This is a genomic window from Mycobacterium sp. 663a-19, assembly GCF_035616495.1.
Classification (GTDB): Bacteria; Actinomycetota; Actinomycetes; order Mycobacteriales; family Mycobacteriaceae; genus Mycobacterium.
On record NZ_JAPJAV010000004.1, the window covers coordinates 217,812 to 239,564 of the forward strand.

Below are 21,753 nucleotides of genomic sequence, written 5' to 3' on the forward strand. Positions count from 1 at the left end.
CGCAGGAGTCCTTAGGCCTCAGATCGGCGTCCATTCGTCCCCGGCGGCGGGGCTGAACCAGAAAACCGCAGACTCAGCAGGATCGCGCCATGTCGGAGGGCTCCGCGGACAGGGCGAACAGCTTCTCCACGTCGGCTCGGTTGCACACCGCGGTGCCGGGTGTCATCAGCATGGCCGCGCCCGCCGCGATCCCCCACCGCACGGACTTGACCAGTGGCCAGCCGAGGCTCAGTCCCGTCGCGATGGCGCCGACCATCGCGTCACCCGCCCCGACGCCGCTGCCGAAACCCATCGGGATCGCGGGGAATCGCTGGCTCGCCTCCGGCGTCGCAAGCAGCGCGCCATGAGATCCCAGCGACACCAGCACCACCTGCGCGCGGCCGCTTTCGATGAGTCCATGTGCGGCGTCGAACTGTTCCGGCTCGGTGGTCAGCGGACGCCCGACACATTCCCGCAGTTCGCGCACGCTCGCCTTGAGCAGGTACACGCCCGAGGAAACGCATCGCAGGCCGCGACCGGAGGTGTCCAGGATCAACCGGGCGCCCAGGCCGGCGCAGACGTCGGCGACGCGCTGATAGAAGTCGGGCGGCACGCCCGGCGGCAGACTCCCGCTCGCCACGACGAATTGGGCCGACTCCGCCGAGATTCGCAGCAGGTCGAGACATCGGGTCTGTTCCGTGAACGTCAGCCGCGGCCCGGGAAGGACGAAGCGGTACTGCTGGCCGGTGCTGGTCTCGTTGACGGTGAAACTCTCGCGCGTCGGCGGATTGATAGGGACGTGTTGAAAGGGCACCTCCGCATCATTGAGAAGTGACATGACGACATCGCCGGTCGCCCCGCCGGCGGGAAACACGGCCGTCACCGATGCACCAAGGACATGCGCGACGCGTGCGACGTTGATCCCGCCACCGCCGGGGTCGTAACGCGTTGTCTCGCAACGTAATTTGTCCGTCGGCCGCACCGCGTCGACGCTTGTGGTGACGTCCAGCGCCGGGTTCATGGTCAACGTGACGATCTGCGCCGGGCGGGAAACCGGCTCGGCTGGCGTCTCCATGTGAACTCCGCTCGTCGTCGGTTACAGCCCCGTCGGATACGTTTCCGGCGTTTCGCCGGCGATCCACAGGCTCGTGGGCTCGAGCGGTTCGAGCGCCCGCGTTCTGTCGATGTGGATCATCGCGTCGAATTGGTCGGCGGGCCGGACATGGAAGTAGTGGCTTTGCCGTTCCGTGGCGGGCAGGTAGATCACGCCGATGGCGCGTCCCAATCGCACGACGCCGAGCGGCTCCGCGGCTTCCGGACTGATGCGCGGCGATACCAGGAACGCGTCCCTGCCCGTCTCGTGCAGCAGCTCCTCGATGCTGCCGTTGAGCGCCGGCCGAACGGCCTTTCGTTCAGCAACGCCGCCCCATTCGCTGGCGGCCGTGACGGTTCCGTCGTAGGTGCTCAATCCGATCAGTCGCGACTCGTCGCCGTATCGCTGACGGACGAGTTGACCGAGCGTGAGCTGCCCGTCGGCCCACACTTCGGTCGCCCGCGCGTCCCCGATGTGAGAGTTGTGGGCCCACACCACTATTCGCGCCGATCCGGCGTCACGGTGGCGATCGAGGTGTTTCAGCAGCGCCTCGAGAGTCTGCGCCATGTGTTGGTCACGCAGATTCCACGAGGTGACGCGACCGCCGAACATCGCGCGGTAGTACACCTCCGCATTGCGGACGGTTTGCGCGTTCTGCTCGGCGTAGAACAGCTCGTCCTCGGCGAGCAGCCCGTCCCGGCGCGCGTAGGCCAACGCGTTGCGCTGGATGTCGACCAGCTGCTCGATGGCCTGCCTTTCGCACGACGGGCCGGCGCCGAAGGCCGCCGCGAACCCGTACGCCTGGCCGTCATCGGCCGACGTGTGGTCGAAGCACGCGTAACGCTCCCGGGCCCGCTCCGCCGCCCTCGGGTCGATCTTGTCGAGGTAGGCGATCACCTCTTGCATCGACCGGTGCAGGCTGTACAGGTCCAGGCCGTAGAAGCCCGCCGGTTGCCGACCGTTCGACGCCCGGTTGCGCGTCCGCAGCCACTCGACGAAGTCGCGGACGACGGTGTTGCGCCACATCCAGGCCGGAAACCGTTCGAACCCGCTCAACGCCTCGTCGGCGGTCTCGTCCTCGCCCAGGCCGCGAACGTACCGATTCACCCGGTAGGCGTCCGGCCAGTCCGCCTCCGCTGCGACGGCGCAGAAGCCCTTCTCCTCGATCAGCCATTTCGTGATCTCGGCCCGGGCCGCGTAGAACTCGTGAGTGCCGTGCGAACTCTCGCCGATCAGCACGACGCGGGCGTCGCCTATCAGCTCCTCCAATGCCGCGCGCGGCGGGACACCCGCGGGGGCGTCGATCGCGACCCTGCTGACCGCCTCGGCGGGGGTCCGGGCCTCGGGCTTGGCCGCGGACGCTGTGGCGGGGCCCGTCGTCGGGGTGGCGAGCAGCTGGCGAACCTCCTCGTCGGTCACCTGGCGGAAATCCCAGAACGACTCCCCGACCGCGAGAAACGGCGTGGGCATGCTCGCGCACACGACCTCGTCGACGAGGCCGCCGAACTCCCGGCAGGTCGACTCGGGCGCCGCGGGCACCGCGATCACGATGTGGGCGGGCTGGGCCTCGGCCAGCGCCTGGACCGCGGCGAACATGCTCGCGCCGGTGGCCAGACCGTCGTCGACCAGGATCACCGTCTTGCCCGCCACATCGACGGGCGGACGTCCGTCGCGATAGGCGGCCTCCCGCCGGCCCAGCTCCCGGCCCTCGCTCTCGGCGATGTCGCGCAACTGCTGCGGCGTGATCCGCAAACCCCGCACGACGTCGTCGTTGATCACGACGCGTCCCCCGCTCGCCAACGCCCCGACGGCGAATTCCTCCTGGCCGGGGGCGCCGAGTTTGCGAACGATGAAGGCGTCCAACGGGGCATGCAGCGCGGCCGCCACCTCCCACGCGACGGGTATGCCACCGCGCGCCAGGCCCAGGACGATCACATCCGGTCGGTCGCGGTAGCCGGTGAGAAGGTCCGCCAGCACCCGGCCGGCCTCGCGGCGGTCCCGGAAGACGCGCCGCGGAGACCGGCGGGCGATATCAGCTGCTCGGGTCATCGAAGGGTCAGTTGCCGTTGGCGGACTGGACCTCGATGCGCCGCTCGACTGGCTTCGGCTCCGAAACCCCCACCGACACAGTGAGGATGCCCTTGTCGTAGGTGGCTTCGATGCTGTCTTCGTCAGCGCCGGCCGGCAGGGACACGGTGCGGGCAAACGAGCCGTAGGTGAATTCCGACCTCCCGTCGAAGTCCTTCTTCTCGCTACGCTCGGCCTTGATGGTCAGTTGACCATCGCGCACCGTAATGTCGACGTCCTTCGCGGGGTCGATGCCCGGCATCTCCGCACGTACGACGTAACGGCCATCCTTCATCTCGTCCTCGAGCCGCATCACGCGGGTGTCGAAGGCAGGGCGCAGCCCGGCCAGGGAAGGGAAGCTGCCGAACAACTCCGAAAACTCGGGGAAGAGCGACATCGGCTGGCGCCGAACCGAAACGGTGCCCATGAGTGCCTCCTGACTTCGAGACTTGAGATGCTTGCGATTCCATCGCACCAATCAGGAGCGATCGCCGAAAGGGACCGAAGTCACCCGAGCGTAGGTCGTTCGTCAGCACTCACGAGACGGCGCCGACTAAGACGGCTTATCGGCGCCGCACCCGTCGGGACGTGGCACCGATGTAGGCCATGACACGGTTGAGGACGAGACCGTATGCATCGCCGTCCTCGGCGATGCGGGAGAGTCCGCGGTCACGGAGAAAGCCGTCGAGACGCCGATCCAGCGGCCAATCCGCATAGATGTCGTCGGCATAGGCCGAATTCGTGAATTGCCACACGAGCGCGTCGATGTCCGAATCCGTCGGCAACGGTGGATCGAAAGGCGGAGAGGTCATTTCGCTCCGCATCATTTCGGGCGATGAGCGCGCGGCGATAGGGACGAAAGTCACATCTGTCATCGGCCCGGCCGTTGCAACCCGACGACCAGCAAGGAGAAATCGCTGTCCCGCAGGCGCAAAGCGCCGGCGCCGCCCAGCAACTCCCCCACGTCGGCGGTGCGGGCGGCGCCGATCATGACCAGTTGGACGGCGGAGGCATGCTCGGCGAGATGGTCGACGAAAGAACCCTCCAAGGCGACCATGTCGATCTCGGCCTCGGGGTAGTCGGCGATGCAGCGCCTCACGTGGGACTCGCCGGTTGGTGCCGCCGTCAACACCCGCAGCGGGGCGCGTCGGTGCCGCGCCTCGTGGATCGACATCTGCAGAACGTCGATGCCATCCGGCGACTCGTCCACGAGCGCGACGATCCAATCGCCGCCCGTCGCGCCCACGCCCCGACCCCCACCCCGGACGATCGCGACCGAGCAATGGCCCAGCCGCGCCAATTCCCTTGCGGTGGAACCCAACCAGGCGTCCGGGTGCTGCGCGGCTCCGGTGTCCCCGACGCAGAGCAATGACGTCGAACGTGAAGCCGCGATCAGCGCCGGCACCGGGAGCCCGTGCAGAACTTCGGTCTCGACCTTCAGCGGCTTGCCCATCGCGTCGACCGCGCTGTACGCCTCGTGGACGACCTCCTCGGCCGCCGCCAGCGCCGCTCGTGCCTCGAGCGGGCCGGCACCCCGGTCCGCCTCGGTCACGTAGAGCAGGCGCAGCGGAATGTCCGTGCCGGCCACCTCGTCTACCGCCCACCGCGCGGCGCGAATCGCCGCGTGGGATCCGTCGACACCGACCACGACCGACTTCGGTGGATACCTGTCGAACACGGTCACCTCCCGTACCGAAGGCTACGACTTACCCATGCCGCCCGGATACCGTTCCCCCGCGCAGCCGTTAACGTGCGACTTTGGTGAGGCTTTGCTAGCTGGCGAGACGGGCGGCAATGCTATTGGCTTTACACCGTGGTTGACGATCAGCGAGACGACATCCATCCGGCCGAACCGCACGCTCACGGCACATCGACACGCTTGAATTGGCTGCGCGCCGCGGTGCTGGGCGCCAACGACGGCATCGTCTCGGTGGCCGGCATCGTGCTCGGCGTCGCGGGGGCCACGACGCAGCGCGGCCCGATCTTCACCGCCGGGCTGGCCGGCCTGGTCGCCGGCGCGGTGTCGATGGCGTTGGGCGAATACATCTCCGTGTCCAGCCAACGCGACAGCGAGCAGGCCCTGCTGGCCCAGGAGCGCCACGAACTGCGCCACATGCCCGACACCGAACTGGCCGAACTCACCGCCATCTTCGAGGCCAAGGGCCTGTCGCCGGAGACCGCGGCGCAGGTGGCCGACGAGTTGACCGCGCACGATGCGTTCACCGCGCACGCCCACGCCGAGCTCAACATCAACCCCGAGGAACTGGCCAATCCGTGGCAGGCGTCGGCGGCGTCCGCGACCTCGTTCGTCGCCGGCGCGGTGCTGCCGCTGCTGGCGATTCTGCTGCCGCCGGTGGCATGGCGGGTTCCGGTGGCGTTCGTCGCCGTGCTGGTCGCCCTGGGGCTCGCGGGCGCGCTGAGCGCCCGCATCGGCGGCGGCAACGTTCACCGCGCGGTGCTGCGCATCGTCATCGGTGGTGCCGCGGGCCTGGCGTTCACCTACGGCGTCGGGCACCTGTTCGGCACCGCAATCGGCTGACGCACGGGTCTTTAGCGGCGGATCTGCAGAACTTCGTCGAGGGGTCTCCGCGGCGTCGGCTCGGGGGCCAACTCCTCCTCGGGCGCGATGCCGACCCGGATCAGGACCTGGGGTACGGCCGCGGGGCCGCTGGTGAGATCCCGAACCAATTCGCGGCTGGATTCCAGCTCGGTGACGTGCGTGACCGGGCAGGTCGCCAGCCCCGCCATCGTGCACTCGAGCAGGACCGCCGACAGCGCCTCGCCGCAATTCAGGGCATCGGCGCGAGTGTTCCTGGGTGTGGACAGCACCAGGATTTTGGCCTCGTCGTAGGCGCCGGCGGAGCTGCGCTCGTCGAGGGGATCGACGGGGAACCGGCGGTTCACGTCGACCCGGCGGTCGTCCGGCTCCGACAGGAGCGCGCTCTCGGGTATCCCCTCCGCGTGTCGCAACGGCGATGTCCACCAATCCAATTCGCGGTGGTATCGGTCGTCGTAGCGGCGCAGCGCCTCGGTGAGGCGAGAGGCTTCCGCCAACCGCGGTCGCGCATCGTCGGCCAGCACGTCGAGGGCGACGAGATCGGTGTCGAAGGAGCTGCGCAGCACCGGTTCGAACGACGACCAGTGCTTGGGCGCACGGAACGGCAGCCGGTTGGTCCGGCGACGCAATATCGCGTCGGCGCGCTCGCGCCGGGCCGGCGCCACGTAGTCGACCGAGGCGAAGTCCATCGAGGCGAGGTGGTCGAGATCGTTCGGGTTGGGAAACTGCTCGACGCTGGTCTCCCAGCCGACCGCGCCCATCGCCACCCGGAAGTGATCCAGCGCGGCGCCACAGCTCATGATCGCCTCGCGCCCCGACCTGTCCGTCGCCGTCACCTTCCTCTCCGGGTCGACGAACAGGTCCACGCCGCCCGGGCCGGCAACCCACCGCCACGGCTGACTGTTGTGCAGCGAGGGAGCGCGACATGCCAACTCGATCGCCGTCGTGATCACCTTGGGGTCCGCCACCGTTTGGGTCATCGTCTTCACCTCCCGTATGCCTACGACCCTCGCGCATGCGAGCGAGCGGCGCCAGAGTCCTAGGTCCCGAACAAGCCTCGGGGACGAAACGCGCGCGCAGTGATGACTTTCTTCTCTATTGCGGCGCGAAGCGCCCGGCAAACGATGAAGACGCCCAAGCAAAACGGCTGCACGCGATCTAGGACCCGTCATGGACATCATCCGCAAAACGCCCCACGACTGCCGCGTGCAGCCCAACCTCTCGGACTACGAGCGGGCGCGCGCACAGTTCCGCTGGTCCGATGTCCCTGCGTTGTGCGAGGGCATGGGGGCCGGTGGGTGCAACATCGCCTACGCCGCGGTCGACCGCCACGCGACGGGCCCGAACGCAAGACGCACGGCGTTGCGGTTCGTCACCGACAAGGGTTGGGACGGTGCGACCGCCACCCGGGATCTCAGCTACGCGGAGCTCGGCCGGCTCGCCAACCGATTCTCCGGGGTGCTGCGCTCGCTCGGGATCAACAAGGGCAACCGCGTGTTCACGATCATGGGCCGCATCCCCGAGCTCTACATCACCATGCTCGGTGCGTTGCGGAACGGCAGCATCGTTTCGCCGTTGTTTTCGGCGTTCGGCCCCGAACCCATCGCCACCAGGGTCAACATCGGGCAGGCCGACGTGCTGGTCACCACCCTGGCGATCCACCAGCGCAAGATCGCCAAGATTCGTGACCGGATGCCGTCGGTCCGGCACGTCTTGGTCGTCGACGAGGGCAAGGCCGACGTCCAGCTGCCCGGAACGCTGAACTTCTGGAACTGGATGAACGCGGCCAACGAGAACGCACCGATCGAGCCGACGACCGCGGATGACCCGGCGCTGCTGCACTTCACCAGCGGCACCACCGGCACCCCGAAGGGCGCCATCCACGTGCACGGCGCCGTCGCGATGCACTACGTCACCGGCCTGTACGCGCTCGACCTGCATCCCGACGACACCTATTGGTGCACGGCCGATCCCGGCTGGGTCACCGGAACCTCCTACGGCATCATCAGCCCGCTGCTGCACGGCGTCACCTCTATCGTCGACGAGGCCGAGTTCGACGCCGAGCGGTGGTACGGGATCCTGCAGGACCAGGGGGTGTCGGTGTGGTACACCGCGCCGACCGCGATCAGGATGCTGATCAAGGCGGGCGCCGAACTGCCGGCGCACTACCGCTTTCCGCGGCTTCGTTTCATCGCCAGCGTGGGTGAGCCGCTCAACCCGGAGGCGGTGTGGTGGGGAAAGCGCGTGCTGGGCTTGCCGATTCACGACAATTGGTGGCAGACCGAGACGGGCGGCATCATGATCGCGAACACCCCCGCGTTCGATATCAAGCCCGGCTCGATGGGCCGGCCGCTGCCCGGCGTGGACGCGTACATCGTGCGCCACAACGACGACGGCACGACGACGGTCGTCGACGAGCCCGGGGTGGAGGGTGAGCTCGCCCTCAAGCCGGGCTGGCCGTCGATGTTCCACGGCTACCTGGACAATGCGGAGCGATACCGGAGCTGCTTCGCCGACGGGCTCTATCTGACAGGGGATCTCGCCGAGAAGGACGCGGACGGCTACTTCTGGTTCGTCGGACGCAAGGACGACGTGATCAAGTCCGCCGGACACCTGATCGGCCCCTTCGAGGTGGAGAGCGCGCTCACCGATCATCCGGCCGTCGCCGAGGCGGCGGTCATCGGCAAGCCCGACCCGACGATGGGCGAGATGATCAAAGCCTTTGTCACACTGAAGAACGGCGTCGTCGGCGACGAGGACCTGCGCCTGGAACTGATAGGCCACGCGCGCAAGCGGCTCGGGGCCGCCGTGGCGCCCAAGGAACTCGAGTTCGTCGACACGTTGCCGCACACCAGCAGCGGCAAGATCATGCGGCGGCTGCTGAAGGCTCGCGAGCTCGGGTTGCCCGAGGGCGACACGTCCACCGTCGAGCGACAACCCGACCACCATGCCGAAGGGGTGCCGTCATGACCCGCGCCAGCGACGATGCAAAGCGAAGCGATGAGGAGGGGCGGCGCCCGGCGGCCGGCGTGAAGCTGGCGCACGAACTGTTGTCCGACATGGTTCGCGTGCGCCGCATGGAGGAGAAGTGCGCGGAACTGTACAGCGCGGCGAAGATTCGCGGATTCCTGCACCTTTACGTCGGGCAGGAGGCCGTCGCCGCGGGCTCGCTGCGCGCGCTGGCCGACGATGACGCGGTGGTGGCGACCTACCGCGAGCACGCGCACGCGCTGCTGCGCGGGATACCGATGACCTCGATCATGGCCGAGATGTTCGGCAAGCAGGAGGGCTGCTCGCGCGGGCGCGGCGGGTCGATGCACCTGTTCGACGCGGCCAAGCGCTTCTACGGCGGTAACGCGATCGTCGCCGGCGGCCTGCCGCTGGCGGTGGGCATCGCGCTGGCGGACGCCATGCTGCAGCAGAAGCGGGTGACCGCCTGCTACTTCGGCGACGGCGCGGTGGCCGAGGGCGCGTTTCACGAGTCGTTGAACATGGCCGCCCTGTGGAACCTGCCGGTGTTGTTCTGTTGCGAGAACAACCTTTACGCGATGGGCACCGCGCTGGAGCGGGCGCAGTCGCAGACCGACCTCACCGTCAAAGCGGCCGCATACCGCGTCCCGACGCTGGCCGTCGACGGGATGGACGTCGAGGCCTGCCACACCGCCGCGCAACAGGGTGTCGATCACGTCCGCGACACCGGCGGCCCGTTCTTCATCGAGTTCCGCACCTACCGGTTCCGCGCGCATTCGATGTTCGACCCGGAACTGTATCGGGACAAGGCCGAAGTGGCCCGGTGGCGCGAGCGCGACCCGATCCAGACATTCACCGCAAAATGCCTGGAGGACGGCACGCTGTCGGCGGCCGACGTGCGCGAGATCGAGGATGCGGCCGCCACCGAGATCGACGAGGCGGTGGCGTTCGCCGAGGCCGGAACATGGGAGGACGTGGCCGATCTCGAGCGCGACGTGATGACCCCGGAGGCGGCGAAATGAAGATCACCTACCGCACCGCCGTGCACGACGCGATTCGCGACGCGCTGCGCGACGACCCGCGCGTCGTGCTGATGGGTGAGGACGTCGGACGCTACGGCGGAACCTACGCCGCCTCCAAGGGCCTGCTGGACGAGTTCGGCCCGGAGCGGGTGCGCGACACCCCGCTGTCCGAACTCGGCTTCGTCGGGATCGGAATCGGCGCCGCGCTCAACGGGCTTCGACCGATCGTGGAAGTCATGACGGTGAACTTCAGCCTGCTGGCGCTCGACCAGGTCGTCAATACCGCTGCCGCGCTTCGCCATATGTCGGGTGGTCAATTCTCGGTGCCGCTCGTCGTCCGCATGGCCACCGGGGCTGGGCGGCAGTTGGCCGCCCAGCATTCGCACAGCCTCGAGCCCTGGTATGCGCACATCCCGGGCATCAAGGTGGTGGCGCCGGCCACCGTCGAAGACGCCTACGGGATGCTCGGCCCGGCGCTGGCCGACCCGGATCCGGTGGTGATCTTCGAGCACGTCCAGCTGTACAACACGTCGACCGACGCCGAGGCTCTCACCCCGACGGACATCTCGCGGGCGGCCGTGCGCCGCGGCGGCGCCGACGTCACCGTCATCGCCTACGGCGGCTCCCTCCCGAAGGCGCTGGACGCCGCCAACGAGTTGTCGCTGTCCGGAATCGACTGCGAGGTAGTCGATTTGCGGGTCTTGCGCCCACTCGACGACGACACCATCCTGGAATCCGTGCGCAAGACACATCGCGCCGTCGTCGTCGACGAGGCCTGGCACACGGGCAGTCTGGCGGCCGAGGTCATGGCGCGAGTGATGGAGGGTGCGTTCTACGACCTGGACGCGCCCGTCGCCCGGGTGTGCAGCACCGAGGTTCCCATGCCGTACGCGAAGCACCTGGAGCAGGCGGCCCTGCCCCAGACCGCCAAGATCGTCGCCGCCGTGCAAAGCCTCTTCGGTGAACCGCGATGATCGAGTTCAAGATGCCCGCCCTGGGCTCCGACATGGACGAAGGCACCCTGGACGAATGGTTGGTCAAACCCGGCGACAAGGTGACCCGCGGTCAGATCGTGGCGGTGGTCGAAACCACCAAGGCCGCAGTCGAAATCGAGTGCTGGCAGGAGGGCACGGTCAGCGAGCTCATCATCGGTGTCGGTGAAACCGTCCAGGTGGGAACGGTATTGGCGACGCTGCTGGAACCGGGCGAGCGCGCGGAAAAACCGGCCCGCAAACGGTCCCGGCCGGCGGTCGCGCCCGCGGCAAAGCCGGCGGTGGCACCCTCGACGCCCCGGGGGGCGCCCACCGCTCCCCCGAGTGTCCCGCAACATCGTCGGTGGGTGTCGCCGGCGGCGCGTCGGCTGGCCCAATCGCTGCACGTCGACATCGACGCGGTGAGCGGAACCGGCCCGCAGGGCGCGGTCACCATCAGCGACGTCGAACACGCCGCCGCCACGATCGAGCACGCGGCCGCCGCCGAAAAGCCGGCCCCGAGAGCGCAGGCCAAGGCTTCGCCGGCCGAACGCGCCACGCAGATGCGCAAGTCGATCGCCGCGGCGATGAGCCGGAGCAAGCGGGAGATTCCGCATTACTACCTCGCCGACGAGATCATCCTGGAAACCGCGCTGAGCTGGCTGACCGCGCGAAATGCGCAGCGTTCCATCGACGAACGGGTGCTGCCGGCCGTCTTGCTGCTGAAGGCCGTGGGCATGGCCGCGCAACGATTCGGCGACTTCAACGGATTCTGGCGAGACGAAGGGTTCCAGCCCGCGACCGGTGTTCACGTCGGCGTCGGGATCTCGCTGCGCGGCGGCGGTCTCGTCGCACCGGCCATCCACGACGTCCCGGACAAGAAGCTGGACGAGTTGATGGAAGACCTGACCGATCTGGTGGCGCGGGCCCGCTCCTTCTCGCTGCGCAGTTCGGAGATGTCGGACCCGACCATCACGGTGACCAACCTGGGCGACCAGGGCGTCGACCAGGTGTTCGGCGTGATCTACCCGCCGCAGGTGGCCATCGTCGGGTTCGGCAGGCCCGCCCAACGGGTGTGCGTGATCGACGGGGGGATCCGGGTCGTCACCGCCGTGCAATCGACCCTCGCCGCCGACCACCGGGCCAGCGACGGCCACCGCGGCGCGCTGTTCCTCACCGCAGTCAACGAGTTGCTCCAGCAGCCCGATCTCCTAGAGAAGTGATGCGCCATGACCACTGAAGACACCCGCGGCGCGGTCCTGTCCGTGCTGACGACCATTGCCCCCGAGGTCGAACCCGACGACATCCGCGACGACGTCCTGCTGCGGGATCAGGTCGACCTCGATTCCATGGACTGGCTGAACTTCCTGCGCGGCATCCATCGGCGGTTGCACGTCGACATTCCGGAAGCCGACTACGCCTCGCTGCGAACGCTGGCCGACGTGGTGGGCTATGTGGAAAAGAACGCGTCCAGCCCTCCAGGCTGATCGCCGACGATCCGCGACGGTAACTTTTGTCCCCGCGCGGTAGGACCTTTGGCAGGCGCGGTGCCCGGCTTTCTGCAATAGCGTGGTGCCTATGAGTTATCCGTTGCCACACGCCGAAGGGGTATCCATCCTGCCCGTGCACGAATGCTGGGATTTGCTGTCCAGCATGACGCTGGGGCGGCTGGTCACCAGCGTCGACGGCCAGCCCGAGATCTTCCCGGTGAACTACGTCGTGCAGCGCCGGACGATCCTGTTTCGCACCGCGGAGGGCACCAAGTTGATCAGCACCGCGATCAACAATCACGTGGTGTTCGAGGTCGACGACCACAACGTCGCCGAGGGCTGGAGCGTGGTCGTCAAGGGCATTGCACGCACCCTGCGCACCAACGAACAGATCGAGGACGCCGAAAGCGCCCAGGTCTTGTCCTGGACGCCGTACGAGAAGTCGCACTATGTGCGGATCCTCCCCGAGGCGGTCACCGGCCGCCGGTTCCAATTCGGCCCGCCGCCGGACAAGGACGGCCGAAGCTAGGCGGCGCCGCTGACCCGGCTCATCGCGCCCGCTTCCTGAGCAGGTACCGCATGAATTCGTCGGCGCCCCACACGATCACCGGATACGCCAACAGCAGCGCGAGGTCCGAGACGGGCAGCGGCGCGGTGCCCAGCAACGCCTGCATCGGCGGGGCGTACACGAACACGGCGGCGAGCAGTATCTCGGCCGCGATGCCGGCCAACAGGTAGCGATTGCTGAAGACGCCCACCGACCGCAACGAGGCCCGCTGGGTGCGCACCGCGAAGGCGGTGCCGATCTGCCCGGCCATCATGCCCAGGAACGTCATGGTGGTCGCCTGCCGGTAGGCGTGGTGCAGCGGGGCGCCCGCACCGACGGGGGCACCCGGATGCCAGCCCGCCTTGAGCAGCACGTAGAAGAACCCGGCCATCTGCAGCGCGGCGACGATGGCGCCGAGAAACAGCCACGCCCGCAACAGCATTGGCGCCCGGATCACGCCCTCGTTGCGCGGGCGCGGCGGGCGGACCATGATGCCCGGTTCGGCGGGTTCGCGGCTCAGCGACAGCGCCGGCAGCGTTTCGCTGCCCACGTCGAAGGCCAAGATCTGCATGATGGTCAGCGGCAGCGGCACCAATCCCCCGCCGATCGCGAACACCAGGAACGGTACCGTCTCCGGTGTGGCGTGCGCGAAGATGTAGAGGATGAACTTGCGAACGTTGTCGTAGACGCGTCGCCCCGCGTGTATCGCGGTGACGATGGTGCTGAAGTTGTCGTCGGTGAGCACCATCGTCGCGGCTTCCCGGGCGACGTCGGTGCCGGACTTCCCCATCGCCACACCGATGTCCGCGCACCGCAGCGCGGGCGCGTCGTTGACGCCGTCGCCGGTCATCGCGACCACATGCCCGTCGTCGCGCAACGCCTGCGCGATGTGCAGTTTGGCCTCCGGCGAGGCGCGGGCGAATATCACCTCGGGGTTGTCCTTGATGAGCGTGGCGAGTTGTTGCTCGGTGAGGCGCTCGAACTGGTCACCGGTCACGACGGCGGGGGTGTCCCCGGTGATTCCGACGCGCTGGGCGATGGCCCGCGCGGTGAGCGGGTGGTCGCCGGTGATCACGATGATGCGGATGCCGGCCGTGCGGCATTGCGCGACCGCGTCGGCGACGCCCTCGCGCGGCGGGTCCAGCATGGCGATCAGGCCGGCGAAGCACAGATCCCGTTCCGCGTCGGCGCGCCGCTGCGGTGCCGCGTCGTCGGGCAGGTCGCGGTAGGCGAAGCCGAGCACCCGCAGGCCTTCGGCGGCGAACCCGTTGACGGCCTCCTCGACCCCGCGACGCGCCTGGTCATCGAGGGCGACGGGCCGACCGTCGGTGCCGAGTGTGTGGCTGCACAGCGACAACACCGCTTCGGGGCCGCCCTTGGTGTGCACGACGGTGGACGCGCCGGGCGGCTGATCGATCGTGGACATCAGCTTGCGCTCGGGGTCGAAGTGAAACTGCCAGCGGCGCTGGGTCTCTCGACGCGTGTTTTCGATGTCCGCGCCCAATTTGCTTGCGGCCCTTAGGATCGCGATCTCGGTGGGGTCTCCGACCGCCTCACCCGACTCGTCCAGCTGCGCGTTGTTGCAGCGCACGGCGATGCGGCGCAGGGCCTCGACCGATGAGGGCGGGACCCCGTCCAGGGCCGCAGAGGTGCCGTCCTCGAGGTCGATTCGTCGTGCGGGCACCCACGCGGCGACGGGGATCATCCGGTTCTCGGTCAGCGTGCCCGTCTTGTCGGTGCAGATCACGTCGGTGGAGCCCAGCGTCTCCACCGCGGACAGCCGCTTGACCAGGGCGCCGCGCCCGGCCAGTTGCCGCACCGCGACCGCCAGCGCGAGCGTGATGACCGGCAGCAAACCCTCGGGCACCATCCCGGCCAGCAGGCCGGCGGCGAACACCAGCGAGTTGATCAGCGTCAGGTGCGCGGCCAGGGTGGCCGCCGGAATGAACGACAGCGCCAGCATCACCGAGACCGCTGCGATCAGCCAGGCCACCCGGCGGACCTGTCGCTCCAGCGGGCTGGGATCGGGCTTGACCCGCTCCGACAGCGCGGCGATGCGGCCGATCTCGGTGGCCATCCCGGTCGCGAACGCCACGCCGCGCGCCTCGCCGCCGGTGCAGGTGGTTCCGCTGAACACCAGCTCGTGCGCAGACAACAGCGGCACGTTGACGTCCGCGGTTGCCGCCGACCGCGAGGCCGGCACCGATTCCCCGGTCACCGCAGACATGTCGACCTCGACCGCGCCGCTGAGCAGGCGGACGTCGGCGGCGATGCGGTCGCCCTCGCGGATCACCACGATGTCGCCGGGCACCAGTTGGGTCGCGTCGACGTCGGTGATCACGCCGTCGCGTTCCACCCTGGCGCGCTGCGGCAAGTATTTCGCGAGCTCTTCGACCGCCCGCTCGGCCTGCAGCTCCTGGGCGAACGAGAAGCCCGCGTTGAGCAGGATGATCAACACCACCGCGGCGGCAACGACATTCGAGCCGACGATCAGCAACAGTCCCGCCGCCAGCCACAGCAACAAGGCCAGCGGATGGGTGAATTGGCGGGCCAACTCGGTGGGCCAGCGGCGCTTGTGCCGTCGCTGCAGGGTGTTCGGCCCGTACTGCAGCAGGCGCCGCTGCGCCTCGCGTGTCGACAGCCCCTCGGGCGTGCTCCGCAGATCCCGCAACAGCCGGTCGGCCGCCTCCTCCGGGTCCAGGGTCAGGGCCGAAGCGCTTTGGTCGCCAACACCGCTCGTGTGGCTGCGGTGCGTCCTGACCTCCCTCATCCGGGTCGGCATCGCAGCCGGCTGGCGGCGGGCGCCTGGCTCCTGATCGGACACGGGTCAACCTTCTCGCGGTCGCGGGCAACTGATGTCGACCGTATTCGCGCTGCCGACGCGCCGCGAGAGCCCTTCGTCCCTCGGGATATGGGCCTGCCGGTGAGCGGCTGCGATATTCGCGACGAATGTCCCGACAGTGTGGGACTTCAGCCCCTCCCCCTGCACACCGGTCAATGCTCAGATGTGGCTATGGGATGCGAATCTCATCGCCAATTGACGGAGGTGTGACCAATGAGCGCCACAGAACGACAGCAACTCCGGACTCGGATGTTCGCCCGCGTGCTCGGCCCGTTCCTGGTCATCGTGGTCGCCACGACGGTGGCCCGCGCATCGGACATGCGAAGGCTGCTATCGGACTTCGAGGCCAGCGCCGCGTGGCCCTGGGTGACGGGCGCGTTCCTGCTTCTGGCAGCCCTTGTCATCGTCGGGCTGCACCAGTACTGGCGGGGCGCGGCCGCGATCACCGTGTCCGTGCTGGGCTGGGTGTTCGCGCTGCGCGCGGTGTTCCTCATGGCCTTCCCGCATGCCTTCATGCGCGCCGCCGACGCCGCGATCCGGATGAGCGCCCTGTGGGTGAGCGTCGACATCCTCGTCGGATTGGTCGGGCTGTACCTCACGTACGTCGGCTGGCGGCCGGTGCCGAACGAACCTGTGCCGCAGGCGGAGTCATCGGCTCCGGACGTTCGGCGCGCTGCATGACGTCCGCAGAGGAACCGCCATGTCATCGCGCAACGCATCGTTGGGAATCGTCGTCGGCGTCGATGAATCACCGGCCACCAAAGTAGCGGTGCGGTGGGCAGCGCGCGACGCCGAGCTGCGCAAGATTCCGCTGACCCTCGTGCACGCGATCTCTCCGGAGGTTGCGAGGTGGGCGAACGCGCGGTTACCCGCGGGGCTGGAGCGCTGGCAACGTGATCGTGGACACCGGCTGGTCGACGACGCGCTCGGGGTCGTCAAAGAGGCGTCGCAGCGCGGCGGTCCCGCCGGGGTGCACACCGAAATCTTGTCCTCCGCAGCGGTTCCCACGTTGGTCGACCTGTCCAAGAACGCGCGGCTGGTCGTCCTCGGTTGCCGAGGAAGCGGCCGGTGGCCCGGCCGGCTGATCGGTTCGGTGAGTTCCGGGCTGCTCCGATACGCCCATTGTCCGGTGGCCATCGTCCACGATGACGACGCGCCGATCCCGCATTCGAGTCAGGCGCCGGTGCTGGTCGGTGTTGACGGCTCGCCGGCATCCGAGCTCGCCACCGCGCTCGCGTTCGACGAGGCTTCGCGCAGGAATGTGGGGTTGGTCGCGCTGCACGCGTGGAGCGACGCCGACGTCTCGGAGTGGCCCGGAATCGATTGGCCGGCAACGGAGTCGATGGCGGAAGAGGTGTTGGCCGAGCGTTTGGCGGGCTGGCAGGAACGGTATCCGGATGTCCGGGTTGAGCGCACCGTCGTGCGCGACCAGCCGGCGCGCCAGCTTGTCAAACGCTCGGAAGGTGCCCAGCTGATCGTGGTCGGCAGCCGCGGCCGCGGTGGATTCGCCGGGATGCTGGTGGGTTCGGTCGGCGAAACCGTCGCCGAGATGGCACGGGTGCCGGTGATCGTGGCGCGCGAGTCCGTGGGCTAGACGGGCTTTAGCCGCGGACCACGAGCACCGAGCAATTCGGGTGCCGGAACAGCGGATGCCCGGAGGGGCCGACGAGCCGCGCCAGCTGATCGGCCTCGGCGCCGCTGATGACCGCGAGCTGAACCCGCTCGTTGTTGGCCTTCAAAAAGTCGGCGATCGCGAACTTGGTCGCGATCGGGTAGACGCGCACCTCGGGATGACGGTGCCGCCAATCCTCCACCCGCCGTTCGAACCGGCCGTCCGCATATTCGGTGAGTTCCTCCGGTCGGCCGCCGAGGACGAGCATCGGCGCGTTGCGCAACTTCGCCTCCCATTCGGCGTATTCGATGATGGCGTCGTTGTCGGGTGCGTCGGTCATTCGGACCACGACCCAATTGATGGCCGGCGCCGGCAGCTCGGATCCGGTACGCACGACCGCGACGGGACAATGCGCCTTTTCGGCGAGCTCGGTTGCCGTGGAGCCCAGGAGCGCGCGAGCGTAGCGCCCGATCCCGACGGAGCCGACGCACACCATCTCGGCGTCGCGCGAGGCCTCCACCAGAACTGGTCCCGCCGGTCCGCGGGGGATCGCGGTTTCGATGTCGAAGGGCGTTCGGCTGCTCTCAACCGCCAATTGTGCTTCGTGAAGCGCTTTCTCGGCATGGGCGAGGTCGCGGGCGTAGTCGTCCGGCGACGGATGTGTCTGCTTGATCACCGAGACGAGGCGCAGCGGCACGGCGCGACTGATGGCCTCGTCGATGCCCCACAGTGCCGCCGCGATCGCCGCGTCCGAGCCGTCGATACACGCGATGATCGGTTTCATCGTCTGCGCTCCTCCCCGGAGTCGGTACCGGGATCAACCAGCGTTGGAATACTTTTCCGCGTCGTCGCGGTGTGCCCCCGGTTCCGGGTGGGCGAGCCGGTACACGTCGATCAGCCGTGCGAGGTCGCTCGGAGTCACGATGCCGACCACCCTGCCTTGGTCCATGACCAGCGCGCGGCTGCCGTGACCGGCCGTGGCCAGCCGCTCGATGAGCGCGCTGAGCGGCTCGAGCGGCGCCGCGGTCGGCACGCTGTCCAAGGGCAGGGCGATCTCGCGCACGCTGGTCGTGGCCCGTCGGGCGGGCGCGACGTCGCGCAGTTGCCTCAGCGTGACCAGCCCCATGATGGATCCATCCCGCTCGGCCACCGGGTACGCGGAGTGACGGTCGCCGAGCAGATAGCGCTCGATGAACTCCTCCACGGTAAGCCAGCCGGGCGCCGCGTGCGGGTTGGCTGTCATGGCGTCGGCAACGCGCACCCCGATCAGGGCCTGCTTGGTCGTCACTTGCAGTTCTTCCTCCCGCGCAGCGGCGAAGATGAACCAGCCGATGAACGCCAGCCAGACGCCGCTGAAAAGGCCGCCCACCAAGAACTCCGCCAATCCCAACGCGATCAGGACGATTGCGAGCACGCGCCCGGCATGCGCCGCACCGACCGCGGCGCGCACGCTATCCCCGTGCCGGCGCCACAAGTAAGCACGCACCAGCCGACCGCCATCCAACGGGGCGCCCGGCAGGAGGTTGAACAGTCCCAGCAGCAAGTTGATGGCGGCCAACCACCAGGCGACGCTGACCACGATGGCCGCGGCGCGCACGGTGACGAGCGCCAGGGCCAGCGTGGCGAATGCCCCCGACAGGACGAGACTGGTCGCCGGACCCGCGAACGCGATCCGGAACGCCGCCCTCGGTGTCTTCGCCTCCCCGTGCAGCGTCGTCACACCGCCGAACAGCCAGAGCGTCACGCTGCCCACGCTCACCCCCATGCGACGGGCGACGACCGCGTGCGCGAGTTCGTGGGCCAACAACGATGCCAACAGCACCACCGCGCCGCACGCCCCGGCCAGCCAGTAGATCGCCCGCGCATAACCCGCAACGGCACCGGGCAACGTGGTGGCCAGGCTCCAAGTGAACAACCACAGGATGACGATGACGCTCCAGTGCACCTTCACTTCGAACCCGGCAATACGCCCCAGCGGGATCGCGTCGCGCATCTCGTAACCTCCAAAAATGTTGACAGACAGGGCCTTATAGGCCTTTATAGGCCTTCGCTGAGGCTCGCTGCCGTGTTGCGGTTTCGGTTGGGGCTCGGCGTCACCGGCCGCTCGACCCGGTGCTTGATGCCCAGCAGCAAGCCGCGCGTCCCCAGCGCGATCACCGGCCTGACCAGTTCCATGAGAAACACTTCGCCCGGGTGACGCAACGCGATCCTGGCGCGGGTCAGCAGCCGGACGCGGTCCTCCCAGTGCGGCTGGAGGTGGAACGACCACACCGCATTCCAACGCTGGTCGGGGCGCGTCGCATTGAGCACGATGTACTTCTCGGGCACGACCTCGGCGACGGTCAACGTCACCCCATCCGGCAGCCCCATCCAGCCCGCGGGGGCCAGGCGCACGCCGTCTCCCACCTCGAGTCGCTGCCACTCCGGGTGGATGCGATCGGCATCGTGATGGTTCAGTCCGGCGAGGTTTTTCAGCCCCTCACAGCCGTAGAAGCCGCCCCGCTCCTGGCCCATCTGCAGCAGCCATGGCCAGACGGCGGATATCGGCGCGTCGATGTACACGGCTTCGGTTGTCTGAATGGCCGGGTCGGCCACCAAATCATCGCCGGGCAGCGGCATCCGGCATTCGGCCTTGGTCGTGCCCCAATTGCGGTAGTACCGTCGGGCGCCATACAGCATCGCCAGCAGCATCGCCGCCTGAGCTGTCCGTTTCTTCATGTTGCCCATGGCGCCAGTCTGGATGGGGCCGCGCCTCTTCGCCAGGGCCAATGGTCCTCGCGGCCGTTGGCAATGTGCCCCGCGCATACCGTTGCTTCGTTGATGAGTCTGGGCCCGATCCGCAATCCGAACGTGACAAAACAAGGGCCTGGTCTCCCGTAACGTGGCTGCGGCGGTAATGGCAGAACAAAGGAGCCGAACGGTTATGGGTGAATACCCACCATCGTTCACCGATTCTGACGTAGACGCTTTCGCCCGGGAATTCCTGCACTCGCCATACGCCGGCCCGACTTATGCCGACTGGTCGGTAGATCGACGCCTCGACACCTTCCTCAGGCGGCAGGGGTTCTCCCACGTCGCCAACAATGGCGACGCATCCAACGTCGTGCTGCATCGCAGCATGGCCTACGGGGGCATCGCGCCTCGGCGCTCCTCGCTGTAATCCCTTGTGTCACTTTGGTTTCAGTGGTCCCAAGACGGCGATTCTTGTCGGTGGGTGTTCGTAGGGTTTGGGGCATGGGTGCGCGCAGTCGTGAGGAGATCGTCGAGGTCTTCGGCGCGCTCGACACTGCCCTGGACCGCCTGGGCGAGTTGTCCTTTGAGGTGTTGACGACCCCGGAACGACTGCGAACCCTCGAACTGCTCGAATGCGCGGCGCGGCGGCTGCGCGCCCCGCAACACACCCTGATCAACCAAGTCGGCGCCCAAGCCTGCGCCGAAGAGTTGGGCGGCACCCTGCGCACCGCCCTGGCCGACCGGCTGCGCATCACCCGGGCCGAGGCCGGGCGGCGCATCGACGACGCCGACGACCTGGGTGAGCGCCGCGCGCTGACCGGGCAGCCGTTGGCGCCGCGGCTCGCCGCGACCGCCACCGCCCAACGCGCGGGCCTCATCGGCGACGGGCACGTGCGCGTGATCCGCGGTTTCTTTGCCCATCTGCCCGCCGAGGTGGATTTGTCTATCCGGGAGGCCGCCGACGCGGATTTGGCCAAGCACGCCGCCCACTACCGACCCGACGAGCTGGCCCGCTACGCCCAGCGGATCATGGACTGGCTGCACCCCGACGGCGACTTCAGCGATCAGGAAAGGGCGCGCAAGCGCGGGATCATCCTGGGCAAGCAGGAATACGACGGCATGTCGCGCATCAGCGGCATGATCACCCCCGAGCTGCGGGCCGCGATCGAGGCCATGCTGGCCAAGCTGGCCGCCCCCGGCGCCTGCAACCCCGACGACCAAACCCCGATCGTCGACCAAGCCCCGGACGAGGAGGCGGTGCGCCGCGATCACCGCACCGCAGCCCAGCGCAACCACGATGCCTTGCTGGCCGCCCTCCGCGGCCTGTTCGCCTCCGGGGAGTTGGGGCGGCACAACGGGTTGCCGGTGTCGATCATCGCGATGGCCACGCTCAAGGAGTTGGAGGCCGCCGCCGGCAAGGCGCTGACCGCCGGCGGCACCCTGGTGCCCATGTCGGATGTGATCCGCTGGGCCGGCCACGCCCACCATTACCTCGCAGTCTTCGATGGCGCCAAGCCGCTGGCGCTGTATCACCGCAGGCGGCTGGCCTCCCCCGCACAGCGCATCATGCTGTACGCCAAGGATCGCGGATGCACCAAGCCGGGTTGTGATGCCCCGGCCTATCACAGCCAAGTGCATCACGTGCGCGGCTGGACCAGCACGCGGCGCACCGACATCACCGACCTCACCCTGGCCTGCGGCCCGGACAACCGGCTCGTCGAGAAGGGCTGGACCACCCGCACCAACACAAGAGGCGAAACCGAATGGATACCGCCGCCGCATCTCGACCGAGGCCAACCCAGAACAAACAGCTTCCACCACCCCGAACGATTCCTGCGCGGCCAAGACGACGACGAACCCCATTGACGCA

The 21,753-nt window shown here is 68.3% G+C and carries 21 protein-coding genes; 11 read left to right on the top strand and 10 right to left on the bottom strand.

Going from position 1 to position 21,753, the window contains the following annotated elements; genetic code table 11:
• Positions 1 to 73 precede the first annotated feature (73 nt).
• The 5 genes from OQ968_RS09730 to OQ968_RS09750 all read right to left on the bottom strand — a co-directional run bounded on the left by OQ968_RS09730 (position 74) and on the right by OQ968_RS09750 (position 4,823).
• Positions 74 to 1,054: a 1-phosphofructokinase family hexose kinase gene (locus OQ968_RS09730; protein WP_324677102.1), complete on the bottom strand. Its 981-nt coding sequence runs from the start codon at positions 1,052 to 1,054 to the stop codon at positions 74 to 76.
• A 21-nt stretch (positions 1,055 to 1,075) separates the two neighbouring features.
• The gene (locus OQ968_RS09735; RefSeq protein WP_324677104.1) at positions 1,076 to 3,121 is read right to left on the bottom strand and encodes an erythromycin esterase family protein; all 2,046 of its coding nucleotides are present in this window, start codon (positions 3,119 to 3,121) and stop codon (positions 1,076 to 1,078) included.
• A gap of 7 nt (positions 3,122 to 3,128) precedes the next feature.
• Positions 3,129 to 3,566 carry an HSP20 family small heat-shock protein gene (locus tag OQ968_RS09740; protein ID WP_324677107.1) on the bottom strand — a complete coding sequence of 146 codons (438 nt, stop codon included), beginning with the start codon at positions 3,564 to 3,566 and terminating at the stop codon, positions 3,129 to 3,131.
• Positions 3,567 to 3,702: 136 nt separating this feature from the next.
• Positions 3,703 to 4,014 carry a hypothetical protein gene (locus OQ968_RS09745; RefSeq protein ID WP_420715870.1) on the bottom strand — a complete coding sequence of 104 codons (312 nt, stop codon included), beginning with the start codon at positions 4,012 to 4,014 and terminating at the stop codon, positions 3,703 to 3,705.
• Complete coding sequence (locus OQ968_RS09750; RefSeq protein ID WP_324677109.1) at positions 4,011 to 4,823, bottom strand: universal stress protein; 813 nt, start codon at positions 4,821 to 4,823, stop codon at positions 4,011 to 4,013. The genes OQ968_RS09745 and OQ968_RS09750 overlap by 4 nt, the downstream gene beginning before the upstream one ends.
• 129 nt (positions 4,824 to 4,952) lie before the next feature.
• Between OQ968_RS09750 and OQ968_RS09755 the strand changes: the two genes are divergently transcribed.
• Entirely contained in the window at positions 4,953 to 5,678 is a 726-nt protein-coding gene (locus OQ968_RS09755; RefSeq protein ID WP_324677110.1) for a VIT family protein, read from the top strand.
• Positions 5,679 to 5,689: 11 nt separating this feature from the next.
• On the opposite strand, the gene OQ968_RS09760 is transcribed toward OQ968_RS09755, so the two are convergent.
• The gene (locus OQ968_RS09760; protein ID WP_324677112.1) at positions 5,690 to 6,676 is read right to left on the bottom strand and encodes an Acg family FMN-binding oxidoreductase; all 987 of its coding nucleotides are present in this window, start codon (positions 6,674 to 6,676) and stop codon (positions 5,690 to 5,692) included.
• Between the two features lie 190 nt (positions 6,677 to 6,866).
• Between OQ968_RS09760 and acsA the strand changes: the two genes are divergently transcribed.
• The 6 genes from acsA to OQ968_RS09790 all read left to right on the top strand — a co-directional run bounded on the left by acsA (position 6,867) and on the right by OQ968_RS09790 (position 12,678).
• Positions 6,867 to 8,666, top strand: a complete 1,800-nt coding sequence (gene acsA / locus OQ968_RS09765; RefSeq protein ID WP_324677114.1) for an acetate--CoA ligase — start codon at positions 6,867 to 6,869, stop codon at positions 8,664 to 8,666.
• A complete protein-coding gene (gene pdhA, locus OQ968_RS09770; protein WP_420715871.1) occupies positions 8,663 to 9,688 on the top strand; it encodes a pyruvate dehydrogenase (acetyl-transferring) E1 component subunit alpha in 1,026 nt (341 codons plus the stop codon). Before acsA ends, pdhA begins: the two co-directional genes overlap by 4 nt.
• A complete protein-coding gene (locus OQ968_RS09775) occupies positions 9,685 to 10,662 on the top strand; it encodes an alpha-ketoacid dehydrogenase subunit beta (RefSeq protein ID WP_324677116.1) in 978 nt (325 codons plus the stop codon). The genes pdhA and OQ968_RS09775 overlap by 4 nt, the downstream gene beginning before the upstream one ends.
• The gene (locus OQ968_RS09780; RefSeq protein ID WP_324677118.1) at positions 10,659 to 11,882 is read left to right on the top strand and encodes a dihydrolipoamide acetyltransferase family protein; all 1,224 of its coding nucleotides are present in this window, start codon (positions 10,659 to 10,661) and stop codon (positions 11,880 to 11,882) included. Before OQ968_RS09775 ends, OQ968_RS09780 begins: the two co-directional genes overlap by 4 nt.
• A gap of 6 nt (positions 11,883 to 11,888) precedes the next feature.
• Positions 11,889 to 12,146 (top strand): acyl carrier protein, encoded by a 258-nt coding sequence (locus OQ968_RS09785; protein WP_324677120.1) that lies wholly within the window; start codon positions 11,889 to 11,891, stop codon positions 12,144 to 12,146.
• Positions 12,147 to 12,237: 91 nt separating this feature from the next.
• Positions 12,238 to 12,678 carry a pyridoxamine 5'-phosphate oxidase family protein gene (locus OQ968_RS09790; protein ID WP_324677122.1) on the top strand — a complete coding sequence of 147 codons (441 nt, stop codon included), beginning with the start codon at positions 12,238 to 12,240 and terminating at the stop codon, positions 12,676 to 12,678.
• A 19-nt stretch (positions 12,679 to 12,697) separates the two neighbouring features.
• On the opposite strand, the gene OQ968_RS09795 is transcribed toward OQ968_RS09790, so the two are convergent.
• Entirely contained in the window at positions 12,698 to 15,466 is a 2,769-nt protein-coding gene (locus OQ968_RS09795; RefSeq protein ID WP_420715882.1) for a cation-translocating P-type ATPase, read from the bottom strand.
• Between the two features lie 321 nt (positions 15,467 to 15,787).
• On the opposite strand from OQ968_RS09795, the gene OQ968_RS09800 reads away from it, so the two are divergent.
• Entirely contained in the window at positions 15,788 to 16,219 is a 432-nt protein-coding gene (locus OQ968_RS09800) for a hypothetical protein (protein ID WP_324677408.1), read from the top strand.
• 19 nt (positions 16,220 to 16,238) lie between these two features.
• Positions 16,239 to 17,132, top strand: a complete 894-nt coding sequence (locus OQ968_RS09805) for a universal stress protein (RefSeq protein WP_324677127.1) — start codon at positions 16,239 to 16,241, stop codon at positions 17,130 to 17,132.
• A 7-nt stretch (positions 17,133 to 17,139) separates the two neighbouring features.
• Here the strand turns inward: OQ968_RS09805 and OQ968_RS09810 are convergent, their stop codons facing one another.
• The 3 genes from OQ968_RS09810 to OQ968_RS09820 are packed head-to-tail and all read right to left on the bottom strand — an operon-like array spanning position 17,140 to position 19,877.
• Complete coding sequence (locus tag OQ968_RS09810) at positions 17,140 to 17,934, bottom strand: universal stress protein (RefSeq protein WP_324677129.1); 795 nt, start codon at positions 17,932 to 17,934, stop codon at positions 17,140 to 17,142.
• Between the two features lie 33 nt (positions 17,935 to 17,967).
• Positions 17,968 to 19,143: a site-2 protease family protein gene (locus OQ968_RS09815; protein ID WP_324677131.1), complete on the bottom strand. Its 1,176-nt coding sequence runs from the start codon at positions 19,141 to 19,143 to the stop codon at positions 17,968 to 17,970.
• A 44-nt stretch (positions 19,144 to 19,187) separates the two neighbouring features.
• Positions 19,188 to 19,877 carry an SRPBCC family protein gene (locus tag OQ968_RS09820; RefSeq protein ID WP_324677133.1) on the bottom strand — a complete coding sequence of 230 codons (690 nt, stop codon included), beginning with the start codon at positions 19,875 to 19,877 and terminating at the stop codon, positions 19,188 to 19,190.
• 196 nt (positions 19,878 to 20,073) lie between these two features.
• Between OQ968_RS09820 and OQ968_RS09825 the strand changes: the two genes are divergently transcribed.
• On the top strand, positions 20,074 to 20,310 hold the full coding sequence (locus OQ968_RS09825; protein ID WP_324677134.1) for a hypothetical protein: 237 nt from the start codon (positions 20,074 to 20,076) through the stop codon (positions 20,308 to 20,310).
• Between the two features lie 74 nt (positions 20,311 to 20,384).
• Positions 20,385 to 21,749 carry an HNH endonuclease signature motif containing protein gene (locus tag OQ968_RS09830; protein WP_324677136.1) on the top strand — a complete coding sequence of 455 codons (1,365 nt, stop codon included), beginning with the start codon at positions 20,385 to 20,387 and terminating at the stop codon, positions 21,747 to 21,749.
• The last annotated feature ends 4 nt before the right edge of the window (positions 21,750 to 21,753 follow it).